General features: G+C 43.0%; 18 protein-coding genes. 9 read left to right on the forward strand and 9 right to left on the reverse strand.

The genetic code is table 11. The features are described from left to right. Positions 1-36 precede the first annotated feature (36 nt). The 7 genes from sigY (at position 37) to fumC (ending at position 7169) form a co-directional block, all read left to right on the forward strand. The gene (gene sigY / locus M3204_RS00550) at positions 37-588 is read left to right on the forward strand and encodes an RNA polymerase sigma factor SigY (RefSeq protein ID WP_251477021.1); all 552 of its coding nucleotides are present in this window, start codon (positions 37-39) and stop codon (positions 586-588) included. Beyond that, positions 554-901, forward strand: coding sequence for a YxlC family protein (locus tag M3204_RS00555; RefSeq protein WP_251477024.1), 348 nt, complete (start codon positions 554-556; stop codon positions 899-901). The genes sigY and M3204_RS00555 overlap by 35 nt, the downstream gene beginning before the upstream one ends. Then, positions 898-1095, forward strand: a complete 198-nt coding sequence (locus M3204_RS00560) for a sigma-Y antisigma factor component (RefSeq protein WP_251477027.1) — start codon at positions 898-900, stop codon at positions 1093-1095. The genes M3204_RS00555 and M3204_RS00560 overlap by 4 nt, the downstream gene beginning before the upstream one ends. Before the next feature lie 459 nt (positions 1096-1554). Further along, positions 1555-3312: an ABC transporter ATP-binding protein gene (locus M3204_RS00565; protein ID WP_251477031.1), complete on the forward strand. Its 1758-nt coding sequence runs from the start codon at positions 1555-1557 to the stop codon at positions 3310-3312. Continuing rightward, the gene (locus M3204_RS00570; RefSeq protein ID WP_251477034.1) at positions 3309-5312 is read left to right on the forward strand and encodes an ABC transporter ATP-binding protein; all 2004 of its coding nucleotides are present in this window, start codon (positions 3309-3311) and stop codon (positions 5310-5312) included. Before M3204_RS00565 ends, M3204_RS00570 begins: the two co-directional genes overlap by 4 nt. 162 nt (positions 5313-5474) lie before the next feature. Beyond that, the gene (locus tag M3204_RS23830) at positions 5475-5579 is read left to right on the forward strand and encodes a prepilin-type N-terminal cleavage/methylation domain-containing protein (RefSeq protein WP_353056022.1); all 105 of its coding nucleotides are present in this window, start codon (positions 5475-5477) and stop codon (positions 5577-5579) included. Positions 5580-5789: 210 nt separating this feature from the next. Next, complete coding sequence (gene fumC / locus M3204_RS00575) at positions 5790-7169, forward strand: class II fumarate hydratase (RefSeq protein ID WP_251477037.1); 1380 nt, start codon at positions 5790-5792, stop codon at positions 7167-7169. Between the two features lie 71 nt (positions 7170-7240). Here the strand turns inward: fumC and M3204_RS00580 are convergent, their stop codons facing one another. Then, entirely contained in the window at positions 7241-7444 is a 204-nt protein-coding gene (locus M3204_RS00580) for an alpha/beta-type small acid-soluble spore protein (RefSeq protein WP_251477040.1), read from the reverse strand. Positions 7445-7806: 362 nt separating this feature from the next. On the opposite strand from M3204_RS00580, the gene M3204_RS00585 reads away from it, so the two are divergent. Further along, positions 7807-8049, forward strand: coding sequence for a hypothetical protein (locus M3204_RS00585; protein WP_251477043.1), 243 nt, complete (start codon positions 7807-7809; stop codon positions 8047-8049). A gap of 102 nt (positions 8050-8151) precedes the next feature. Here the strand turns inward: M3204_RS00585 and M3204_RS00590 are convergent, their stop codons facing one another. Beyond that, the gene (locus tag M3204_RS00590; protein WP_251477046.1) at positions 8152-9252 is read right to left on the reverse strand and encodes an ABC transporter ATP-binding protein; all 1101 of its coding nucleotides are present in this window, start codon (positions 9250-9252) and stop codon (positions 8152-8154) included. 201 nt (positions 9253-9453) lie between these two features. Then, the gene (locus tag M3204_RS00595; protein ID WP_251477049.1) at positions 9454-10353 is read right to left on the reverse strand and encodes a PucR family transcriptional regulator; all 900 of its coding nucleotides are present in this window, start codon (positions 10351-10353) and stop codon (positions 9454-9456) included. A 168-nt stretch (positions 10354-10521) separates the two neighbouring features. On the opposite strand from M3204_RS00595, the gene M3204_RS00600 reads away from it, so the two are divergent. Beyond that, on the forward strand, positions 10522-10782 hold the full coding sequence (locus M3204_RS00600; RefSeq protein WP_251477052.1) for a metal-sensitive transcriptional regulator: 261 nt from the start codon (positions 10522-10524) through the stop codon (positions 10780-10782). 39 nt (positions 10783-10821) lie between these two features. Here M3204_RS00600 and M3204_RS00605 read toward each other — a convergent pair whose 3' ends face one another. The 6 genes from M3204_RS00605 to M3204_RS00630 form a co-directional block, all read right to left on the reverse strand. Further along, positions 10822-11007, reverse strand: a complete 186-nt coding sequence (locus M3204_RS00605; protein WP_251477054.1) for a hypothetical protein — start codon at positions 11005-11007, stop codon at positions 10822-10824. A gap of 74 nt (positions 11008-11081) precedes the next feature. Next, complete coding sequence (locus tag M3204_RS00610) at positions 11082-11294, reverse strand: YheE family protein (protein ID WP_251477057.1); 213 nt, start codon at positions 11292-11294, stop codon at positions 11082-11084. A 281-nt stretch (positions 11295-11575) separates the two neighbouring features. Continuing rightward, complete coding sequence (locus tag M3204_RS00615; protein WP_251477059.1) at positions 11576-12763, reverse strand: YheC/YheD family protein; 1188 nt, start codon at positions 12761-12763, stop codon at positions 11576-11578. Beyond that, on the reverse strand, positions 12760-14127 hold the full coding sequence (locus M3204_RS00620) for a YheC/YheD family protein (RefSeq protein WP_251477062.1): 1368 nt from the start codon (positions 14125-14127) through the stop codon (positions 12760-12762). The genes M3204_RS00615 and M3204_RS00620 overlap by 4 nt, the downstream gene beginning before the upstream one ends. Further along, positions 14124-15209 carry a YheC/YheD family protein gene (locus M3204_RS00625; RefSeq protein WP_251477065.1) on the reverse strand — a complete coding sequence of 362 codons (1086 nt, stop codon included), beginning with the start codon at positions 15207-15209 and terminating at the stop codon, positions 14124-14126. The genes M3204_RS00620 and M3204_RS00625 overlap by 4 nt, the downstream gene beginning before the upstream one ends. Positions 15210-15229: 20 nt before the next feature. Beyond that, positions 15230-16327 (reverse strand): YheC/YheD family protein, encoded by a 1098-nt coding sequence (locus tag M3204_RS00630; RefSeq protein ID WP_251477068.1) that lies wholly within the window; start codon positions 16325-16327, stop codon positions 15230-15232. Positions 16328-16531 lie beyond the last annotated feature (204 nt).

Consider the following 16531-nt stretch of genomic DNA (forward strand, 5'->3'; position numbering starts at 1 on the left):
AATTTCGGGGTGGCGGGGAAAGCGAGGCATGCTTTTATGGATGAAAAAGAGTTAATTAGTAGCGCTAAAAAAGGTGACCATCGGTCGTTTGCTGTTCTTTTTCGGGATCATTACCCCCTGCTGGTAAAATACCTGATGAAAGTAACATTGAATCCTGATACCGCAGAAGAATTAGCACAAGCAACGATGGCCAAATGCGTAGAAAAAATTCATTTGTTCAATGGGAATTCCAAATTTTCATCGTGGCTGATCAGTGTAGCTACAAATTTGTATATTGACCATCACCGGAAGAAAAAGCGGGAACGAGAGTGGAATGAAGGGGAAGCTGCGTCACGCAAGCTGCAATGGCATGTGGAGTCTAGAAATGAAGAATGGACAGACGCACTTGCAGCCCTGTCAAAGCTGACCGAGGAAATGCGTATTCCCTTGATCCTGAAACATTATTATGGCTATTCCTATGATGAAATTGGAGAAATCCTGAATATCGCTACGGGTACGGCAAAGTCTAGAGTCCATCATGGACTTTTAGCAGTAAGAAAGGAGCTGAAAGTAGATGAAAAATCAAAAAGGGGTCTCGCCAGCACATGAACAATTGGACAAAGATTTTCTTGAAACTATCAGCGCAATCAATAATGGACTGGAAAAACTGGATTCTATAGATGCGTACACACCCGATGTAAAATGGTTTGAACAAATGGTGCTCAATCAACAGGAGATTCAAAAAAAGAAATACAGAAGGGAATTCGGATGGTTCTTCTTAAGCGCTCTGTTGATCCTGAGTGCAGTATTGTTCACTCTGTTGGAGCTTCCTCAGATTTTCTTTATTCTCCAGGCTGCCGCAGTTGCAGTGACAGTGTTCTTCAGCTATAAAGGAGTGCAAAAGCAGGTGGATGGCCGATGAATGGAGAACTGACACCTGCAATGCTGGCTTTAATTGCCTTAATCCTTTTGTCACAAAGCATTTTTCTATTCACAAATGCACGGAAGCATGGACATAATTATTGGCTATGGGGAATTCTCGGATTGATTCAGGCTCCAATGCCGCTGCTTTTTTATTTACTTTTTGTCCGGAAAATATGGCAGAGAAAAATTTGATGATGTTTAAAAATGATGAATTTTTTAGAAAAATTAGAATTGACATTATGGCAGTTAAGGTGATAACCTTACAAAAGGGAATGGAAAAATAAGCTAAAAAGGAGGGTTACGAACATGAACATTGTGAAAATCGCAAGATACGCACAACTTAATAACCGTAACCTGTCCTTTTACTATAACTGAGTAATTTTAAAAAATTTTGCTCTGTTGATTAAAGGCATGGGTTGCGTATTCACGTGACGTGTGCCTTTTTCTGTCTTTATCGTTTGAATCAAGACATATCGCATGCCGCGGTATGTTTTTTTTCGTCTTCAGAACGAAACAGCTGAAAATCTATTCCATTCACAATTAATTCTAAGGAGGAAACGAGATGGTCAATGCAATTGTTAAGAAAGTAGTAATAAAGGATAATCTGGAAAGCGGCTAGTCAGATTTACAACAGAGAGAGGAGTGATTTGGATGTTATCAGTTTTATCAAAGTTAAGCTGGTTTTTTAAAGAAAATTGGAAGCGATACAGCCTTGCGGTCGGCCTGCTGATAATTGCAGGCGTACTGGATGTGCTGCCGCCGAAAATCGTTGGGATGGCAATTGACTCGATGCAGATCGGTTCGATGACGCAAACTGTGATTTTAAAGTATGTAGGCAGCCTTTTGCTCGTTACGGTTGTCTCCTATTTCATCACATATATATGGATGTACCAGTTATTTGGCGGAGCATTCCTGATTGAACGGAAGCTCAGGACCCGCTTTATGAAGCATTTGTTAAAAATGACCCCGACATTTTTTGAGAAAAACCGGACGGGGGACTTGATGGCCAGGGCGACGAACGATTTAAAGGCGATTTCGGTTACTGCTGGTTTTGGAGTTCTGACCTTAGTAGATTCCAGTATTTTCATGCTGACGATTTTATTCACAATGGGCTTTTTCATCAGTTGGGAGCTTACGCTTGTTTCTATTATTCCACTGCCGATCATGGCGGTGCTGATCAATATATATGGAAAGAGGATTCACTCCAAATTTACGGCTGCGCAGGATGCGTTCGGCGAATTGAATGACAGGGTGCTCGAATCGGTTTCAGGAGTACGTGTCATCCGGGCTTATGTTCAGGAAAAAGCGGATGAGGGACAATTCCATGAGCTTACTGAGGATGTATATAAGAAAAATATCGAAGTAGCAAAAATTGATTCATTGTTTGAACCGACGATTAAGATCCTTGTTGGGTTAAGCTATCTTATCGGTTTGGGATATGGTGCTTACTTGGTGTTCCAGCAGAAGCTGACGCTGGGGGAACTGGTCAGCTTTAACGTGTATCTTGGGATGCTGATTTGGCCGATGTTCGCGATTGGCGAGTTGATCAATGTCATGCAGCGTGGCAATGCGTCGCTTGACCGCCTGAATGAAACATTATCTTATAAAGAGGATGTTGCCGATCCCGAAAAACCGGTAGAAGGAAATGAACCTGAGCATGTGCAGATGTCCGAGTTAACGTTCAAGTATCCAACGTCCAATGTTAACAATCTGGAGAATATTAAGCTGCACTTAAATCGCGGTGAAACGCTGGGGGTTGTCGGCAAGACGGGAAGCGGCAAGACGACATTGATCAAACAGCTGCTCAGAGAATATCCTGAGGGCAGCGGGAACTTGCTTGTATCAGGTGTACCGATCCAGGAGCACAGCCTGAGACAAACCCGGAATTGGATGGGGTATGTCCCCCAGGAAAATATCCTTTTCTCCCGGTCGGTCAAGGAGAATATCTTGTTCGGGAACCCAGTGGCTTCGGAAAAAGAATTGCAGGAAATCATTGACCTTGCGGCTTTTCGCAAGGATTTGGAGATGCTTCCTGAAGGTCTTGAAACACTTGTCGGCGAAAAAGGCGTTGCACTTTCAGGTGGGCAAAAGCAGCGTATTTCCATTGCGCGCGCTTTGATTAAGGATCCGGAAATTTTAATCCTTGATGACTCGCTTTCGGCCGTCGATGCTAAAACAGAGAAAAAAATCATAGATAATATCCGCAGGGAGCGGAATGCGAAAACAACAATTATCACAACTCACAGGATGTCTGCAGTTGAGCATGCTGACCATATTGTCGTCCTTGAAGACGGGAAAATCATCGAGGAAGGCACCCATGAACAATTGATGGCTTTGCAAGGCTGGTATAGCGAGCAATATATCAAACAGCAGGCAGAAACAGTCGAAGAGGAGGTGCACTCCATATGAGTACAGGAAAAAGATTGTTTCGATATGCTTTAAATTATAAAAGAATAATCATCATCGCCCTCGCAATGCTGACGGTTGCCGTCGTCGCGGATCTGGCAGGGCCGTTCATCGCAAAAAAACTGATCGATGACCATATTCTTGGGATCGAATCAGAATGGCATAAAACCGAAAAGAGTTCGGGGGCGGTTGAATATAGCGGCAGCTTTTACACTAAAGCTGGCGAGCAAACAACTGGTGATACAGCCCGGATTCTACAGGTAGGCCGGAATTTTGTCTTCGTGGATAACGCGATTGAGTTCGATGGAAACCGCAGCTTTGAGGATGGGCTATTAACCATCAGTAAAGGTTCTAAGGCCGCGCAATATGAAGCGGAAATCCTATCAGGAGATGAGTTGCTGAATTTCTACAAGCCGGAAATTCCTAAAATCATTGACCTGCTGGCATTTTACTTTGGCTTGCTGATCGTTGCGTCCATCTTCCAGTATGGACAGCGGTTTTTTCTGCAAAAGTCAGCTAACCGGATCATCCAGAAGCTTCGTGAGGATGTGTTCAGGCAAATCCAGCGGCTTCCGATCCAGTATTTTGATAATCTACCTGCTGGAAAGGTCGTTGCGAGGATTACGAATGATACCGAGGCAATACGTGAATTGTACGTAACCGTCCTGTCCACGTTCTTCACGAGTTTTATCTATATCACCGGGATTTACATCGCTTTGTTTATTTTGAATGCAAAGCTTGCGGCAATCTGTTTGCTGCTGCTGCCAATTCTTTTCGTATGGGCGAAACTTTATCGCAAATATGCTTCAAAGTACAATCATGTCATTCGTTCACGTGTAAGTGATATAAATGGAATAATTAATGAATCAATCCAGGGCATGAGCATCATCCAGGCATTCAGCCGGGAAAAGGAAACGCACCAGGAGTTCGAAACGCTTAACAAAGAGCACTACACCTTTCAAAATAAATTGCTGAACCTAAATTCATCAACATCTCATAACTTGGTACAGGTGTTAAGGAACCTTGTCTTTGTTGCTTTCATATGGTATTTCGGGGGAGAGGCCCTGCAGCCTGGTTCGGTCATCTCGCTAGGTGTGCTATATGCATTTGTTGATTATATTAACCGTTTATTCAATCCTGTACAGGGAATCGTCAACCAGCTGGCAAACCTCGAACAGGCGCTTGTTGCCGGTGAAAGAGTGTTTAAGCTGATGGATGAGGATGGAATAGATGTCAGTGAAAAAGAAATTTCGCGCTATAAAGGAAATGTTGTCTTTGACCATGTTTCCTTCGGTTATAAGGAAGGAGAGTATGTCCTTAAGGACCTTTGTTTTGAAGCAAAGCAGGGTGAGACAGTAGCATTGGTCGGCCATACAGGCTCCGGAAAAAGCTCAATCATGAACCTGCTGTTCAGGTTTTATGATCCACAGAAAGGCAAAATTATCATTGATGGTATGAACATTGCGGAAATCCCGAGACAAACGCTTCGTAAGCATATGGGGATAGTTCTCCAGGACCCGTTCTTGTTCACAGGTACCATCGCTTCCAACGTCAGTCTGGATAATCCTGATATTACAAGAGAGACAGTTGAGAAAGCTCTTGCCAGTGTTGGGGCGGACCGAGTGTTGAAGAATCTTGAAAAAGGCTTCGATGAGCCGGTTATTGAGAAGGGCAGCACTTTATCAAGCGGTCAACGCCAGCTGATTTCGTTTGCTAGAGCATTAGCATTCGATCCGGCCATCCTGATCCTTGATGAGGCGACTTCAAGCATCGATACCGAAACAGAAACAATCATCCAGGAAGCGATGGATGTCCTTAAAGAAGGGAGAACAACCTTTATCATTGCCCACAGGCTGTCGACCATCCGCAATGCCGACCAAATCCTTGTCCTCGACCGCGGACGGATTGTGGAAAAAGGAAATCACGAAGAATTGATGGAGTTAAAAGGAAAGTACTTTCAAATGTATCAGCTTCAGCTTGGCAACAAGGTTAAAGCTGGTTAAAATGATAGCCGCACCCTTTGGTGCGGCTATTTAGTTTACATAAATAGGCAGAATTAATTGCCTATGATAAAGCTCACCTAGATTAATCTTTTTGTCACAGAATGTTACGAATTCCTCCCATTTGTTCCTGGCTTCTTGTGTTATTTTAAAAATAATTGAACGATAAAATCAGGAGGTTTTACGATGGCGGAGTTAACAGTAACATTGAGCATCGCGAGCATCATGATTCTGGGATATTATATTGGTTATGCAATTTATAAGGCATAACCAGCAATACCATAATGAAAAGCGGAAGCGGTTTTAATGACTGCTTCCGCTTTTTTTGCGTTTCAAAAAAACAGTGCATACCTGAGGAATCGGTTTCCTTTGTTTTTTAGATGCACATTTCTGGGAAATCTTTATAAAAAAAGATATCCTAAAGGCGAAAATGTTTTAAATCTTTTGATAAGTTAATAATGAGATTGAGGAGGGATCGTTTTGTCAGATTATCGAATTGAAAAGGATACTATAGGAGAAATCAAGGTGCCCTCGGATAAATACTGGGGGGCACAAACCCAGAGGAGCAAGGAGAATTTCAGAATCGGCACTGAAAAAATGCCAATTGAAGTTATTTATGCTTTTGCAGAAATAAAGAAGGCCGCAGCCAGGGTGAACACAGCTTCAGGAAAATTATCTGAGACAAAAGCGAAAGCAATCGAGGCTGCATGCGACGAAATTCTTGATGGGCTATTCGATACACATTTCCCATTAGTTGTCTGGCAGACAGGAAGCGGGACTCAATCAAATATGAATGTTAATGAGGTAGTAGCTAGAAGGGCGAATGAACTGCTTGCAGAGCAAGGTTTAGATGAAAAGGTCCATCCGAATGATGATGTAAACATGTCCCAGAGCTCAAACGACACATTCCCAACCGCGATGCATATCGCAGCTTTTAGAAAAGTGACAGGAGAAGTCCTGCCTGCACTCGAACTATTCAAGGAAACACTTAAGAAAAAAGAACATGAATTTAACGATATCATTAAAATTGGCCGAACCCATCTTCAGGATGCAACGCCATTGACACTGGGTCAGGAAATCAGCGGCTGGAGAGCGATGCTCGAGAAAAATGAACGGATGATTTCTGATGGGCTTAAATATGCTCAGGATTTAGCAATCGGCGGAACAGCTGTAGGTACAGGAATTAATGCATCAAAAAACTTTGGCGTCCAAATGGCAAAGCAGCTGTCTGAACAAACGGGTGGAACATTCCATTCCGCCCCTAATAAGTTCCAGGCGTTGACCTCGCATGATGAAATCGTGTTCCTTCATGGAGCTCTTAAAGCACTCGCTGCAGATATAATGAAGATCGCCAATGACGTACGCTGGCTGGCAAGCGGCCCAAGGAGCGGCATCGGGGAACTCTCGATTCCTGCAAACGAGCCGGGAAGTTCAATAATGCCAGGGAAAGTCAATCCAACACAGAGTGAAGCGCTGACAATGGTTGCGACCCAGGTGTTCGGAAATGATGCAACTATTGGATTTGCGGCAAGCCAGGGGAATTTCGAATTAAATGTATTTAAACCAGTAATCATTTATAATTTCCTGCAAAGCGCGAGGATTTTAGCGGACGGAATGAGATCATTCAACGATAACTGCGCTGTCGGGATTGAGGCAAATCACGAAGTCATCTCTGGTCATGTTGAGCGTTCATTAATGCTTGTTACCGCACTGAATCCGCATATCGGCTACGAAAAGGCAGCACAAATAGCCAAGCTTGCCTTCAAAGAAAACTCGACTTTGAAAGAAGCGGCGATTCAAACTGGCTATTTAACTTCAGAGCAATACGACGAATGGGTAAAGCCTGAAAAAATGATATAGCCCTGCGACAAATTAAAAGGCCCCCTATTGAAAGGGGGCCTAAGCCATTCTATTTTATTGTTTACTGCAATTTAGCGCTGGAAACCGCCAAGTTGTTGCTCAGCCATTTGCACAAGACGCTTAGTGATTTCTCCACCAACAGATCCGTTAGCACGAGAAGTTGTTTCTCCACCAAGCTGTACACCAAATTCTGTTGCGATTTCGTACTTCATTTGATCAAGAGCTTGTTGAACACCAGGAACTAATAATTGATTAGAGTTGTTACTGCTAGCCATTAATATTTCCTCCTTTGTGTTTTTCATAGTTGTTTTGGGTTAGTTTGGAATTGAACCAATCATGGCTGCTGCCATGCCGCCTGGTTTAACCCATGATGATAGAATTTTTTGGCTGGGCTAGCCGGAATTGCACCGGCGCGCACGATTTGCTGCCTTCTAAGGCTTAACCCAATATTTTTGCACCTTGTTTGTTGCTGCGTTGTTGTTTTGTTGCTGTTTTATTAATAACTAGTATGTTTTGTTTGAAAAAGTTTATGCGCTGCAAATTACAGGTAATTAATACCAAAAGAAACATGCTACATATCTGTTTTTAAACAACACAAACTACTATTATTAGCAGAAGGCAGAAAGGACTGAAGAAAATGGGAATGTGTCCGCTTTGCAACGGATTCAGCACGATTGCTCCAGCCTGTCCAAATTGCAGCGGCAGTATGGAGAATAAGGGCAGAGAAGCAGATTTTTATGATGATTACAGCCCCTATATGCCGATTGACCAGTTGAAGCTCGAGGATGGCTATCCTGCAGATTTAGCGAATGAGGAGTGCCCGCATCTTTTTAATTGCCCGGACTGCGGAGCCAGTAAGGTGTATTTAATTAAGGAATAAGGTCGATCTGATTTGCAGACTTAATTTTTAAACGCAAAAAAAGCAACCCCGGCACAAGCTAAGGTTGCTTTTCTATAATCGCTATTATGGCTATTATGGCTATTATGGACGGATTCTCATTTCTGTTTCTGCATCAAAGAAGTGGACTTTGTTCATGTCAAATGCAAGTTCAATTACCTGACCTGGAGTAACATCAGTGCGAGAGTCAACACGTGCCACGAAGTCCTGGCCTTCGAATTGAGAGTAAATCATCGTTTCAGCACCGGTAAGCTCTGACACTTCTACAGTTGCTTTTACAGTCGCACCTTGTGAAGCATCGATGAATACTGGCTCGTCGTGAAGGTCTTCAGGTCTTACGCCAAGGATGATGTCTTTACCTACATAACCTTGTGCGCGAAGGACTTTCATTTTTCCTTCAGGAATAGCGATTGAAGAATTGTTGTTTGTGAATTTGCCTTCTTCAAGTTTTCCAGTGAAGAAGTTCATGGAAGGTGAGCCGATGAAGCCGCCCACGAAGACGTTTTCTGGATTTTCATATACTTCCTTTGGAGCTCCAACCTGTTGGATGATACCATCCTTCATGACTACAAGGCGGGTCGCCATTGTCATCGCTTCAGTCTGGTCATGCGTTACATAAATAGTTGTTGTATCCAGACGACGGTGAAGCTTTGCGATTTCAGCACGCATCTGTACACGAAGCTTGGCGTCAAGGTTGGATAATGGTTCATCCATCAAGAATACCTTAGCGTCACGGACAATTGCACGTCCCAAAGCAACACGCTGGCGCTGACCGCCAGATAGAGCCTTTGGCTTGCGGTCCAAGTAAGGTTCAAGACCTAGGATCTTGGCAGCTTCTTGAACGCGGCGATCGATTTCATCCTTAGGGAATTTGCGAAGCTTCAATCCAAATGCCATGTTATCGTAAACTGTCATATGCGGATAAAGTGCATAGTTCTGGAAAACCATCGCAATATCACGGTCTTTTGGAGGAACGTCGTTAACGCGCTTTCCATCGATGTAGAAATCGCCTTTAGAGATTTCTTCAAGGCCGGCGATCATACGAAGTGTAGTAGATTTTCCGCAGCCAGATGGGCCAACAAATACGATGAATTCTTTATCCTGGATATGAAGGTTGAAATCCTCTACTGCTGTTACTTTATTGTCATAAATTTTATAAATATTGTCTAATTTTAACTCGGCCATTTTTTTAAGCCTCCCTGAATGTTTGTCTACAAAAACAGTTTACCGGAAAGCAATGGATTTAATCATCGGCAGGATGCACAAAAAAATGTAAGCCCTTTTATGCAAGTTGTTCAATCGGCGGATTGGCTTTATGTGAGTTGTTCCGAAATGTTATGTGCAGATAGCCAAATATCCACTGCTTTTATAAAAGTGTTACTAAGATTACCTCATCTCTTCATACAGGCATGCAAGATACACCATTACCGCTGTATCAAAGTCTTTTAAATGAATGCCTGTCTTTTCCATGAACTTGTCCAGCCGATATTGCAGCGTATTCCGATGGACGTAAAGCTTTTTGGCGGCAAGGGAGGCATTGGAATTGTTTTCAAGGAATATCTTGATGGTCGCCATCAATTCCTTATCTTCTTTGAAGGCTTCAAGGACAGATGACGTGAGAATATCCTTAAGTTGGGCAGGAAGACTTGTAGCTAAAACGACTGGGAAAGTTTTTTCGAATGTATATACATTACTGCGCGTTGGATGTTTCACTGCTTGCTGGAACATCTGTCTTTCTTTGTTAAAAAACTCAGGCAGCTGTGGAGTTATTTTTTGAAACTTACCCATATAAAAGGTCATTTTAGTATAAAAGTCACTTTCGAAAGTGGAAGAAATGGACTCCAGTTCCTCAGCAGTTTCTGATACTTCCTTTCTTTCTTCAACGAGCAGTCCATATGAATCTTTCAGCCAAATGACTGTATGGTCTGGGAAAAAACCTTGCAATGCTTCCGTCATTTCCTCAGGTTCAACTTCTTTTGCATGAAGCTGGAACTGGATGAACCGGACTTCATCACAATCTACGTCAGGTACGTCGCCTTCATGAAACAGGAATTGGTTCCAGGCTCTGGCTATGCCTGATATAGTGGATGTAGTTTCCTGTTCGACAAAATGAAACAAAGCTTTTAAAAGTTCAAGCTGGCTATCAGATAAACTATGTTTTGGAATGCCTGCCCACAATGGGATTTCCGGGTTCTCCTGGAACCAATAATATGCTGAAGCAGCAGCAGTGGGAGCAAATTCCTGCGTGACAGAACCAGGATAATAAGCTAATATTTTATTAATCATATAAGTATCCTCAGATTTAATTTGATAAAAGCTGACATATCTTTTATTATAACAGGTGTAGCTCATAATTGTTAAATCGCCCAAGGGCTATTACTGGTAGAAAAAAGGAAAAAATATTGGTATAATAGATACAATACGGGGTACCGTAAGAGGAAGAGGTGTAGGGAAATGGAATACACAGCAGAAATGAAAAATCGTTTGAAGCGGTTAGAGGGCCAAGTTCGTGGTGTCATCCGCATGATGGAGGAAGAAAACCATTGCAAGGATGTTGTTACCCAGTTGTCGGCAGTCCGCTCTGCAGTTGACCGTGCAATTGGTTTCATTGTGGCAAAGAATCTTGAATCATGTATCACAGAGGCAGCCCAAGAAGGCAAAGACGCCGATGAAGCTATAAAAGAAGCGGTAAACATGATCGTAAAAAGCAGATAAGACACCATAAGATTTGGTGTCTTTTTTTTGGCTCGAAATTTATTTATTTGGCGGATCTTCAGGATAAAAGTCACGGCTTTCCTCAATATTCGGTGTACTGTCAATTCTGTGTACAGTACCGCCTGCCATACCTTCATTGATCATACGGTCAACATCCACATACACCTTGTCCCGCCCTTCGTGCTGCAGGTCTTCAGCGAATTGTTTTTCATGTTTTTCTTTCATGATGAGGTTCTCCTTCCAGGCGTTTATGCTTAGAATTCCGGAAAAGGAGAATAAACATACATATGATTCAATACTTATTTATCGTAAACGTGAAATAGCATGAGTTCATGGATTTGTGCTTTTAATTGTTCGATATACTCCGCTGATGGATGGTCTGATGTCCAATCAATATCTCCATTTTGATGATAGATCCCTGCATATTTCAATTTCTTAAAGTAAAATGAAAAATGCCACCCAGGCATATCTTTATTTTCGAATAATGGCTTGTACTGAAAATGAGTAATCAATATGCTTCCTCCTGATTAATACTTATATTTTCTATTATATAATACATGAGGCAGCCAGGAGACTGCTAAACTTTGATGCTTTCTCAAACAAAGTTAAAATCGCCTCTGATTTTTACGAGTCATATGGCAAAGTGGGTTAAGGAGTAACAAGAAAAGAACCACACAACTTATCTGAATGCGCGAAAGAGGTTATGTACCAAAGCAACAATCAATGCAAAAACAGCCTAACCTAAATAAAGCGCCGCGATGAAAAGCGGCGCATGTAATGATGGAGACATTCACTATTTAAACCCTGCTTTTCTGAAAAATAAATCACACAGTGCAGATATGCGTTTTTCTTCGATATGGGGCTCATCGAAGCTCATTGGCTTGGAATTCACTTCATAAATTACATATTCTCCACTATCAGATATTCCAGCATCAATGGAGAATTCTCCAAAGTAGCCTAATTCCTCTGTAAGCAATTTTCCTATTTCTTTGACAGTATAGGCAAAGAATTGATCGTGTTGCTCGTTCTTTATCTGAACATAAGGCAGCATTACTCCGCCATTTGGAAGGTGGGTGGTCAGGTCCTGCTTTTGCGACTGGCGGATGCCAATTCCGGTTACTTCATAGCCATTGCGACCGTCGTGAGCATGTACCCTGAAATCGAACCTCTTTCCGTCAATAGCTTCTGGAATGATTTCCTTCTGGGCAATGTACTCATGCTTCAACAGCTGCCTGGACTTCACTTTCCAGAATTCTTTCATGCTCGGATAAACATGGTGGTGGGAATGGCTGAAAAATTCGATATGTCCATCCTTTTCCCGGAGGCGGAAGATGCCGATTCCTTTAGAGGAAGAAGCCGGCTTCAAGTAAATGCCGCGGTGTTCTTCAAGGAAAGTTGCTAATTGGATCATCGACTTCACCGCTATGCTTTCAGGCATTAGTTTCCGCAATGATGAATGCCTCGTGAAAAGGGAATACAATTTGTTTTTATTAATAAACGCAGGATTGAAAAAAGGGATTCCCAATGCGGACAAAAATTTCACTGCATCGTTAAAAGCGGGCAGCTGCTCTGCTTTGCGGAAAGGTACACGGTTAAAAACAAGATGGGGCAGCGGCGTCTTTATTGGAATCCATTTTTGCGCATCAGGCAAATAGGCAACTCCTGTGAGGCCATCCTTCACGAGTGTTTCTGGAGGGAATACAACAACGATTCCATCCCGGTTCAACGCCTCGGCCTGAAGTGCTTGAAACAGTGGGCCATTGCCTGCCAGGGCCATCTTTTTACTCATTGAAGTCATGATGCCAATCAAGGGGCCGGTGTTTCCACTTTTTGTTTTCATCATGAACCGGTGGCTGTTTTCTGGCAGGGAGGAAGCCGATGCTGCAGGCATGCTGATTTTATTAAAGCCAAAGCTGATGTCTTCCTCAGCTTTGGCTTCATGTGTCCATTCTTTTGCATCAGTATTGTACCGGAGAATCATTTGAAGATATCCTCAGGTGCCGTTATAGCTTTTTCAGCTAAAAAGATGCCGAATGAAAGAGACAGCTTGCGCGTGAGCAAATCGAAGTTCTTCAGCTTAGGATGCTTGAAAATCGATCTGCCAGGTTTGGAATTTGCCTCAAAAAGCCATACTCTGCCGGTTTTATCAATGCCCAGGTCAAAGCCAATCTCCCCGATGATTCCTTCCATGTTTTTTTCCAATATTGAACTAAGCAGCAGTGATACGTCAGATAATTTTTTTTCATACATATCTCGTTCTTGTTTATCCTCAAATAATTCATCCAGTGATTTTACGACACCGCCATTGTTAACATGGGTCGTGACGCTTCCTTGGCCGGCAATCTTTGCAGCGATGGCCGCCACCTGCCACTGACCGTATTCATCTTTATTTGTATGCACGCGGAAATCGATCAGCCTTTTTTCAGATCTCAGCAGGCTGATTCCTTGCTGGACGATCATGTGCGCAAGATTACGCTTATGAAAAATCTTCCTCATCAGTTTTTCAAGACTGTCAAATTTCGTCAATTTATTTATGCCATCCTGATCGCGATAACGGCAATAATAGTCGCCTTTATGCTTATCAAACAGGATTTGGTGGATTCCAAGACCGAGGCTGCCATTTGCCGGCTTTACATAAATGTTTCCATAGTTTGAAAGCATCCTTTCAATGACGGAAAAAGATGAAAATTGATGGGTTTCAGGCAAGTATTCGGCGGCACGTTCATCCTGCTGCAGCCGTTCGAAAACGTCCAGCTTGCTGAAGAATCCAGGGTTATACCAGGGAATCAGATAATCTGTCTGCATCCTCGATTTCAGGCTAAGGAGCTCTGACTTCCGTTCTGTCCGCCTGTTCGGCAGCCGGTCATATACAACATTCGGGAATGGGACATCCATCGTATTCCAGCCATCATCCACAAAGAAGTATCCTCTGATCAAGCCGGTATCCCAATCAATATGTTCTTCGCCAAAAACAAAAGGAATGGCGCCGACCATTTTGTTGACTGAAAGAAGCTTGGCAAAAAACATCGACCTTTCACCGATAGGCCTTAAAGGATACGGAGTAAAACCTGATGTAAGGATACCGATCAAGGGCCCAATGAATAGCGTTTGCTGGTCGGTAAATACATGGAGCGAACCCGACAGGTTTGGCATCGATAATTCCTTTTGCACATCATCGCTCAGAACGATCACTTTGCGGCCTTTAGGGTGAGGAGCGCACGTAACATCAATCACCTTATTTCCGAACGCGATTTTGCTGATGTCCTTGCCATTTGGAAGATCATCAGGAATAAAAACGATTTGCTTGGAGTGGTGGATGATTTCGATCGGATATCTTTTTCTCATGAGTGCTGTTCCTCTCTTTCTGACAGATTTTTTGCAAGCAGGCTGGCATAATCAAGTGGAGCTTTATAGAGAGTATCTTTCATTTCAGGATTCGTGGCGGCAATTACTTTCCTGCCTGGCTTTGAATTTGTGTCCAGTACCCATAGGGCATTGTCCTTGGAGACGCCGATATCTACGCCAAGCTCGAAAAGCCTTGGAAAAGATTCTTCAAGAATTCTTGGAAGCCTCGAAAGAATTTCTTCTAATTCATGCAAAATGAATTTTTTTGATTTGAAATTAAGAGAATTAACGTATTCTTCGAAAGGTAAAATCTCTCCGCCAGCATGTAAGTTGGAAAGGATCCCATCCTTGGTTCCGCGGCGTATTCCTTTTCCTCGTAACGCCCAATTGCCGGTATCGTCTTTTTGCAGAAGAACTCTTATATCAAAAGGGCAGTTTTGCGAATCGGCCAGTTCAAGGTATGGCTGGATAAGATAATCCTTTTTGCTGAAAAGGCGATCCAGCCATTCCTCTGTTTCACTTGTTGAATGAAAAGTTTTTCCTGTCAGCTTAACTCCTTGGTCAGCGGAGACTACGTAGTTCATGCCTTGTTTTTCGATACTGTATATACCGGCACCGCCTGATCCGAAGGCAGGCTTAAGGATTGCCTTTTTTAATTTTTTTAGCTGGGCCGTCACCATTTTCCCGCCAGTTGCCCTCAGAGTTTTCGGAATGTAAGGTGCGAGGGGGGAAAGAGACAATACTTCGTAAATGGCCCATTTGTTTGGGAGGCCGTTTCCGAGGAAGGTGATGTCCGACCTGCTCTTAAGCCATTTAACAATTGCCATTGTTTGTTTTGAGGCAAGGTCATCCGTATAAAAACAGCGGTCATATAAGATTTCGGGTATAGGGAATTCCTCCTTTACCCACCTATCTTTCTCATGGTCAAACCGTTCACCCATGGCTATTTGTGTTAATGGGTGGATTGTTGAGGGTGCGAATCTGAAACAGGTGAAAACCTGCGGATTTGCTCGCCGTGCAATTTCAGTGAAATAGGGAAGCTCACTGTTTAAATTAAGTGACATCATTCCAAATGAAATCATATACATTCTCCTTCAGGACTTTACGGCTGGCAAAGTCCATAGCAATGTTCGATGATGGCTTTTGTCGACGGCCTTATTTTCGTCCCGCGCTCTTCAAAATTCTTGGAGGGCTTGGAATTGGCTTCGATCAGCCACAGGTTTCCTTTAATGTCGATTCCAATATCAATTCCCAGCTCCGCGGTCAGTCCCTCAGCATGCTGGCCAATTGCTTCAGCTGTCTCAAGCGCCAACTCCTTCATCAGCGCGAGCTGCTGTCTTGCCTGCTCTTTGCCAAAGATTAATGAAAGGGTTTGAATTGGCTTCATGACCTCACCGCCGCGAGCGATGTTTGAAACAAAATACTGCTCGGCGGATACTCTTGCCACAATCGATGTGACCTTCCAGAAATGTTGTGCATTTTTATGGCAGAGTACCCGGAAGTCCATTCTTCTACCATTAAGTTCAGACAGCTGTATCCCTTTCTGGATGATGCATAACTGTTTTTTCACTATTGGTGAAATGGCTCTGGTTAATTCAGCTATGCTGCTGAATGCTGGGAGGTCTTTGGCAGGCAAGGAAGACAAAGATGCATGGAACAAGCTGTTCTCACGGGAAAGCTGGATAATATTCCTGCCCTGGCTTCCATGGACCGGTTTAATATATAGCTCCTCATGCTGGGCGATCATACTTGCGAGCAGCTGCTCGGTGTATAAATGCGTTTCGGGTATAAACGGGTGCAAATGCTCTTCCTTCATTAAAAATTCATGGATATCCCATTTTGAAAGAAACCGGTGATTAAATATCTTTATTCCTAGAGAATCCAATTTATTTAAAAATCCCTTAAATCCTTTGCTATATTCGGTGCGGCGCGACGAAACCCGATTGTAGATTACATTAGGGAAAGGCAGGGATCCTTTTTTCCATTCATCGTCATCGTAGTAAAACCCCTCGACTCCTTCGTCAGAAAAGCCTTTTAGCGAAAAGACATAAAAGGTTCCGCCAAGCTCTGAAATCCCCTGGTGAAGCTCTTCGCAAAAGGAGTGGACTTTGCCGAAGTCTGGTCCGTTATCTTCTTTTATTTCAGTCAGCAAAGCGATGACCGGGTTGATATAATGGCCTTGTGTTTTTGCTGGCGTCATAGCTTCTCCTCATTTTCTATGAGGCTCTTTGGCGAGGCATCGGTCCTGTAAGCTCGATAACACAATCATCGCGAAACAGCCTCTTCTAAAATAGGCATACACACATATTGCATCTTATGAATATGGTCAGTTATTGGTGATTTTTAAGAAAAAGGCGCCAGAATATCGCCATATCGAACTTTTGGCAATTGGGTGCATAGTTTG

The sequence above is a fragment of the Mesobacillus subterraneus genome (assembly GCF_023715485.1).
GTDB classification, from domain to species: Bacteria; Bacillota; Bacilli; order Bacillales; family Cytobacillaceae; genus Mesobacillus; species Mesobacillus subterraneus_B.

Bases quoted from the DNA above. Each gene is read 5' to 3' on its own strand.
- sigY (WP_251477021.1), top strand. From the start codon at position 37: ATGGATGAAAAAGAGTTAATTAGTAGCGCTAAAAAAGGTGACCATCGG.
- M3204_RS00555 (WP_251477024.1), top strand. From the start codon at position 554: ATGAAAAATCAAAAAGGGGTCTCGCCAGCACATGAACAATTGGACAAA.
- M3204_RS00560 (WP_251477027.1), top strand. From the start codon at position 898: ATGAATGGAGAACTGACACCTGCAATGCTGGCTTTAATTGCCTTAATC.
- M3204_RS00565 (WP_251477031.1), top strand. From the start codon at position 1,555: ATGTTATCAGTTTTATCAAAGTTAAGCTGGTTTTTTAAAGAAAATTGG.
- M3204_RS00570 (WP_251477034.1), top strand. From the start codon at position 3,309: ATGAGTACAGGAAAAAGATTGTTTCGATATGCTTTAAATTATAAAAGA.
- M3204_RS00580 (WP_251477040.1), bottom strand. From the start codon at position 7,444: ATGGCTAGCAGTAACAACTCTAATCAATTATTAGTTCCTGGTGTTCAA.
- M3204_RS00585 (WP_251477043.1), top strand. From the start codon at position 7,807: ATGGGAATGTGTCCGCTTTGCAACGGATTCAGCACGATTGCTCCAGCC.
- M3204_RS00590 (WP_251477046.1), bottom strand. From the start codon at position 9,252: ATGGCCGAGTTAAAATTAGACAATATTTATAAAATTTATGACAATAAA.
- M3204_RS00595 (WP_251477049.1), bottom strand. From the start codon at position 10,353: ATGATTAATAAAATATTAGCTTATTATCCTGGTTCTGTCACGCAGGAA.
- M3204_RS00600 (WP_251477052.1), top strand. From the start codon at position 10,522: ATGGAATACACAGCAGAAATGAAAAATCGTTTGAAGCGGTTAGAGGGC.
- M3204_RS00605 (WP_251477054.1), bottom strand. From the start codon at position 11,007: ATGAAAGAAAAACATGAAAAACAATTCGCTGAAGACCTGCAGCACGAA.
- M3204_RS00615 (WP_251477059.1), bottom strand. From the start codon at position 12,763: ATGATTCTCCGGTACAATACTGATGCAAAAGAATGGACACATGAAGCC.
- M3204_RS00620 (WP_251477062.1), bottom strand. From the start codon at position 14,127: ATGAGAAAAAGATATCCGATCGAAATCATCCACCACTCCAAGCAAATC.
- M3204_RS00625 (WP_251477065.1), bottom strand. From the start codon at position 15,209: ATGATTTCATTTGGAATGATGTCACTTAATTTAAACAGTGAGCTTCCC.
- M3204_RS00630 (WP_251477068.1), bottom strand. From the start codon at position 16,327: ATGACGCCAGCAAAAACACAAGGCCATTATATCAACCCGGTCATCGCT.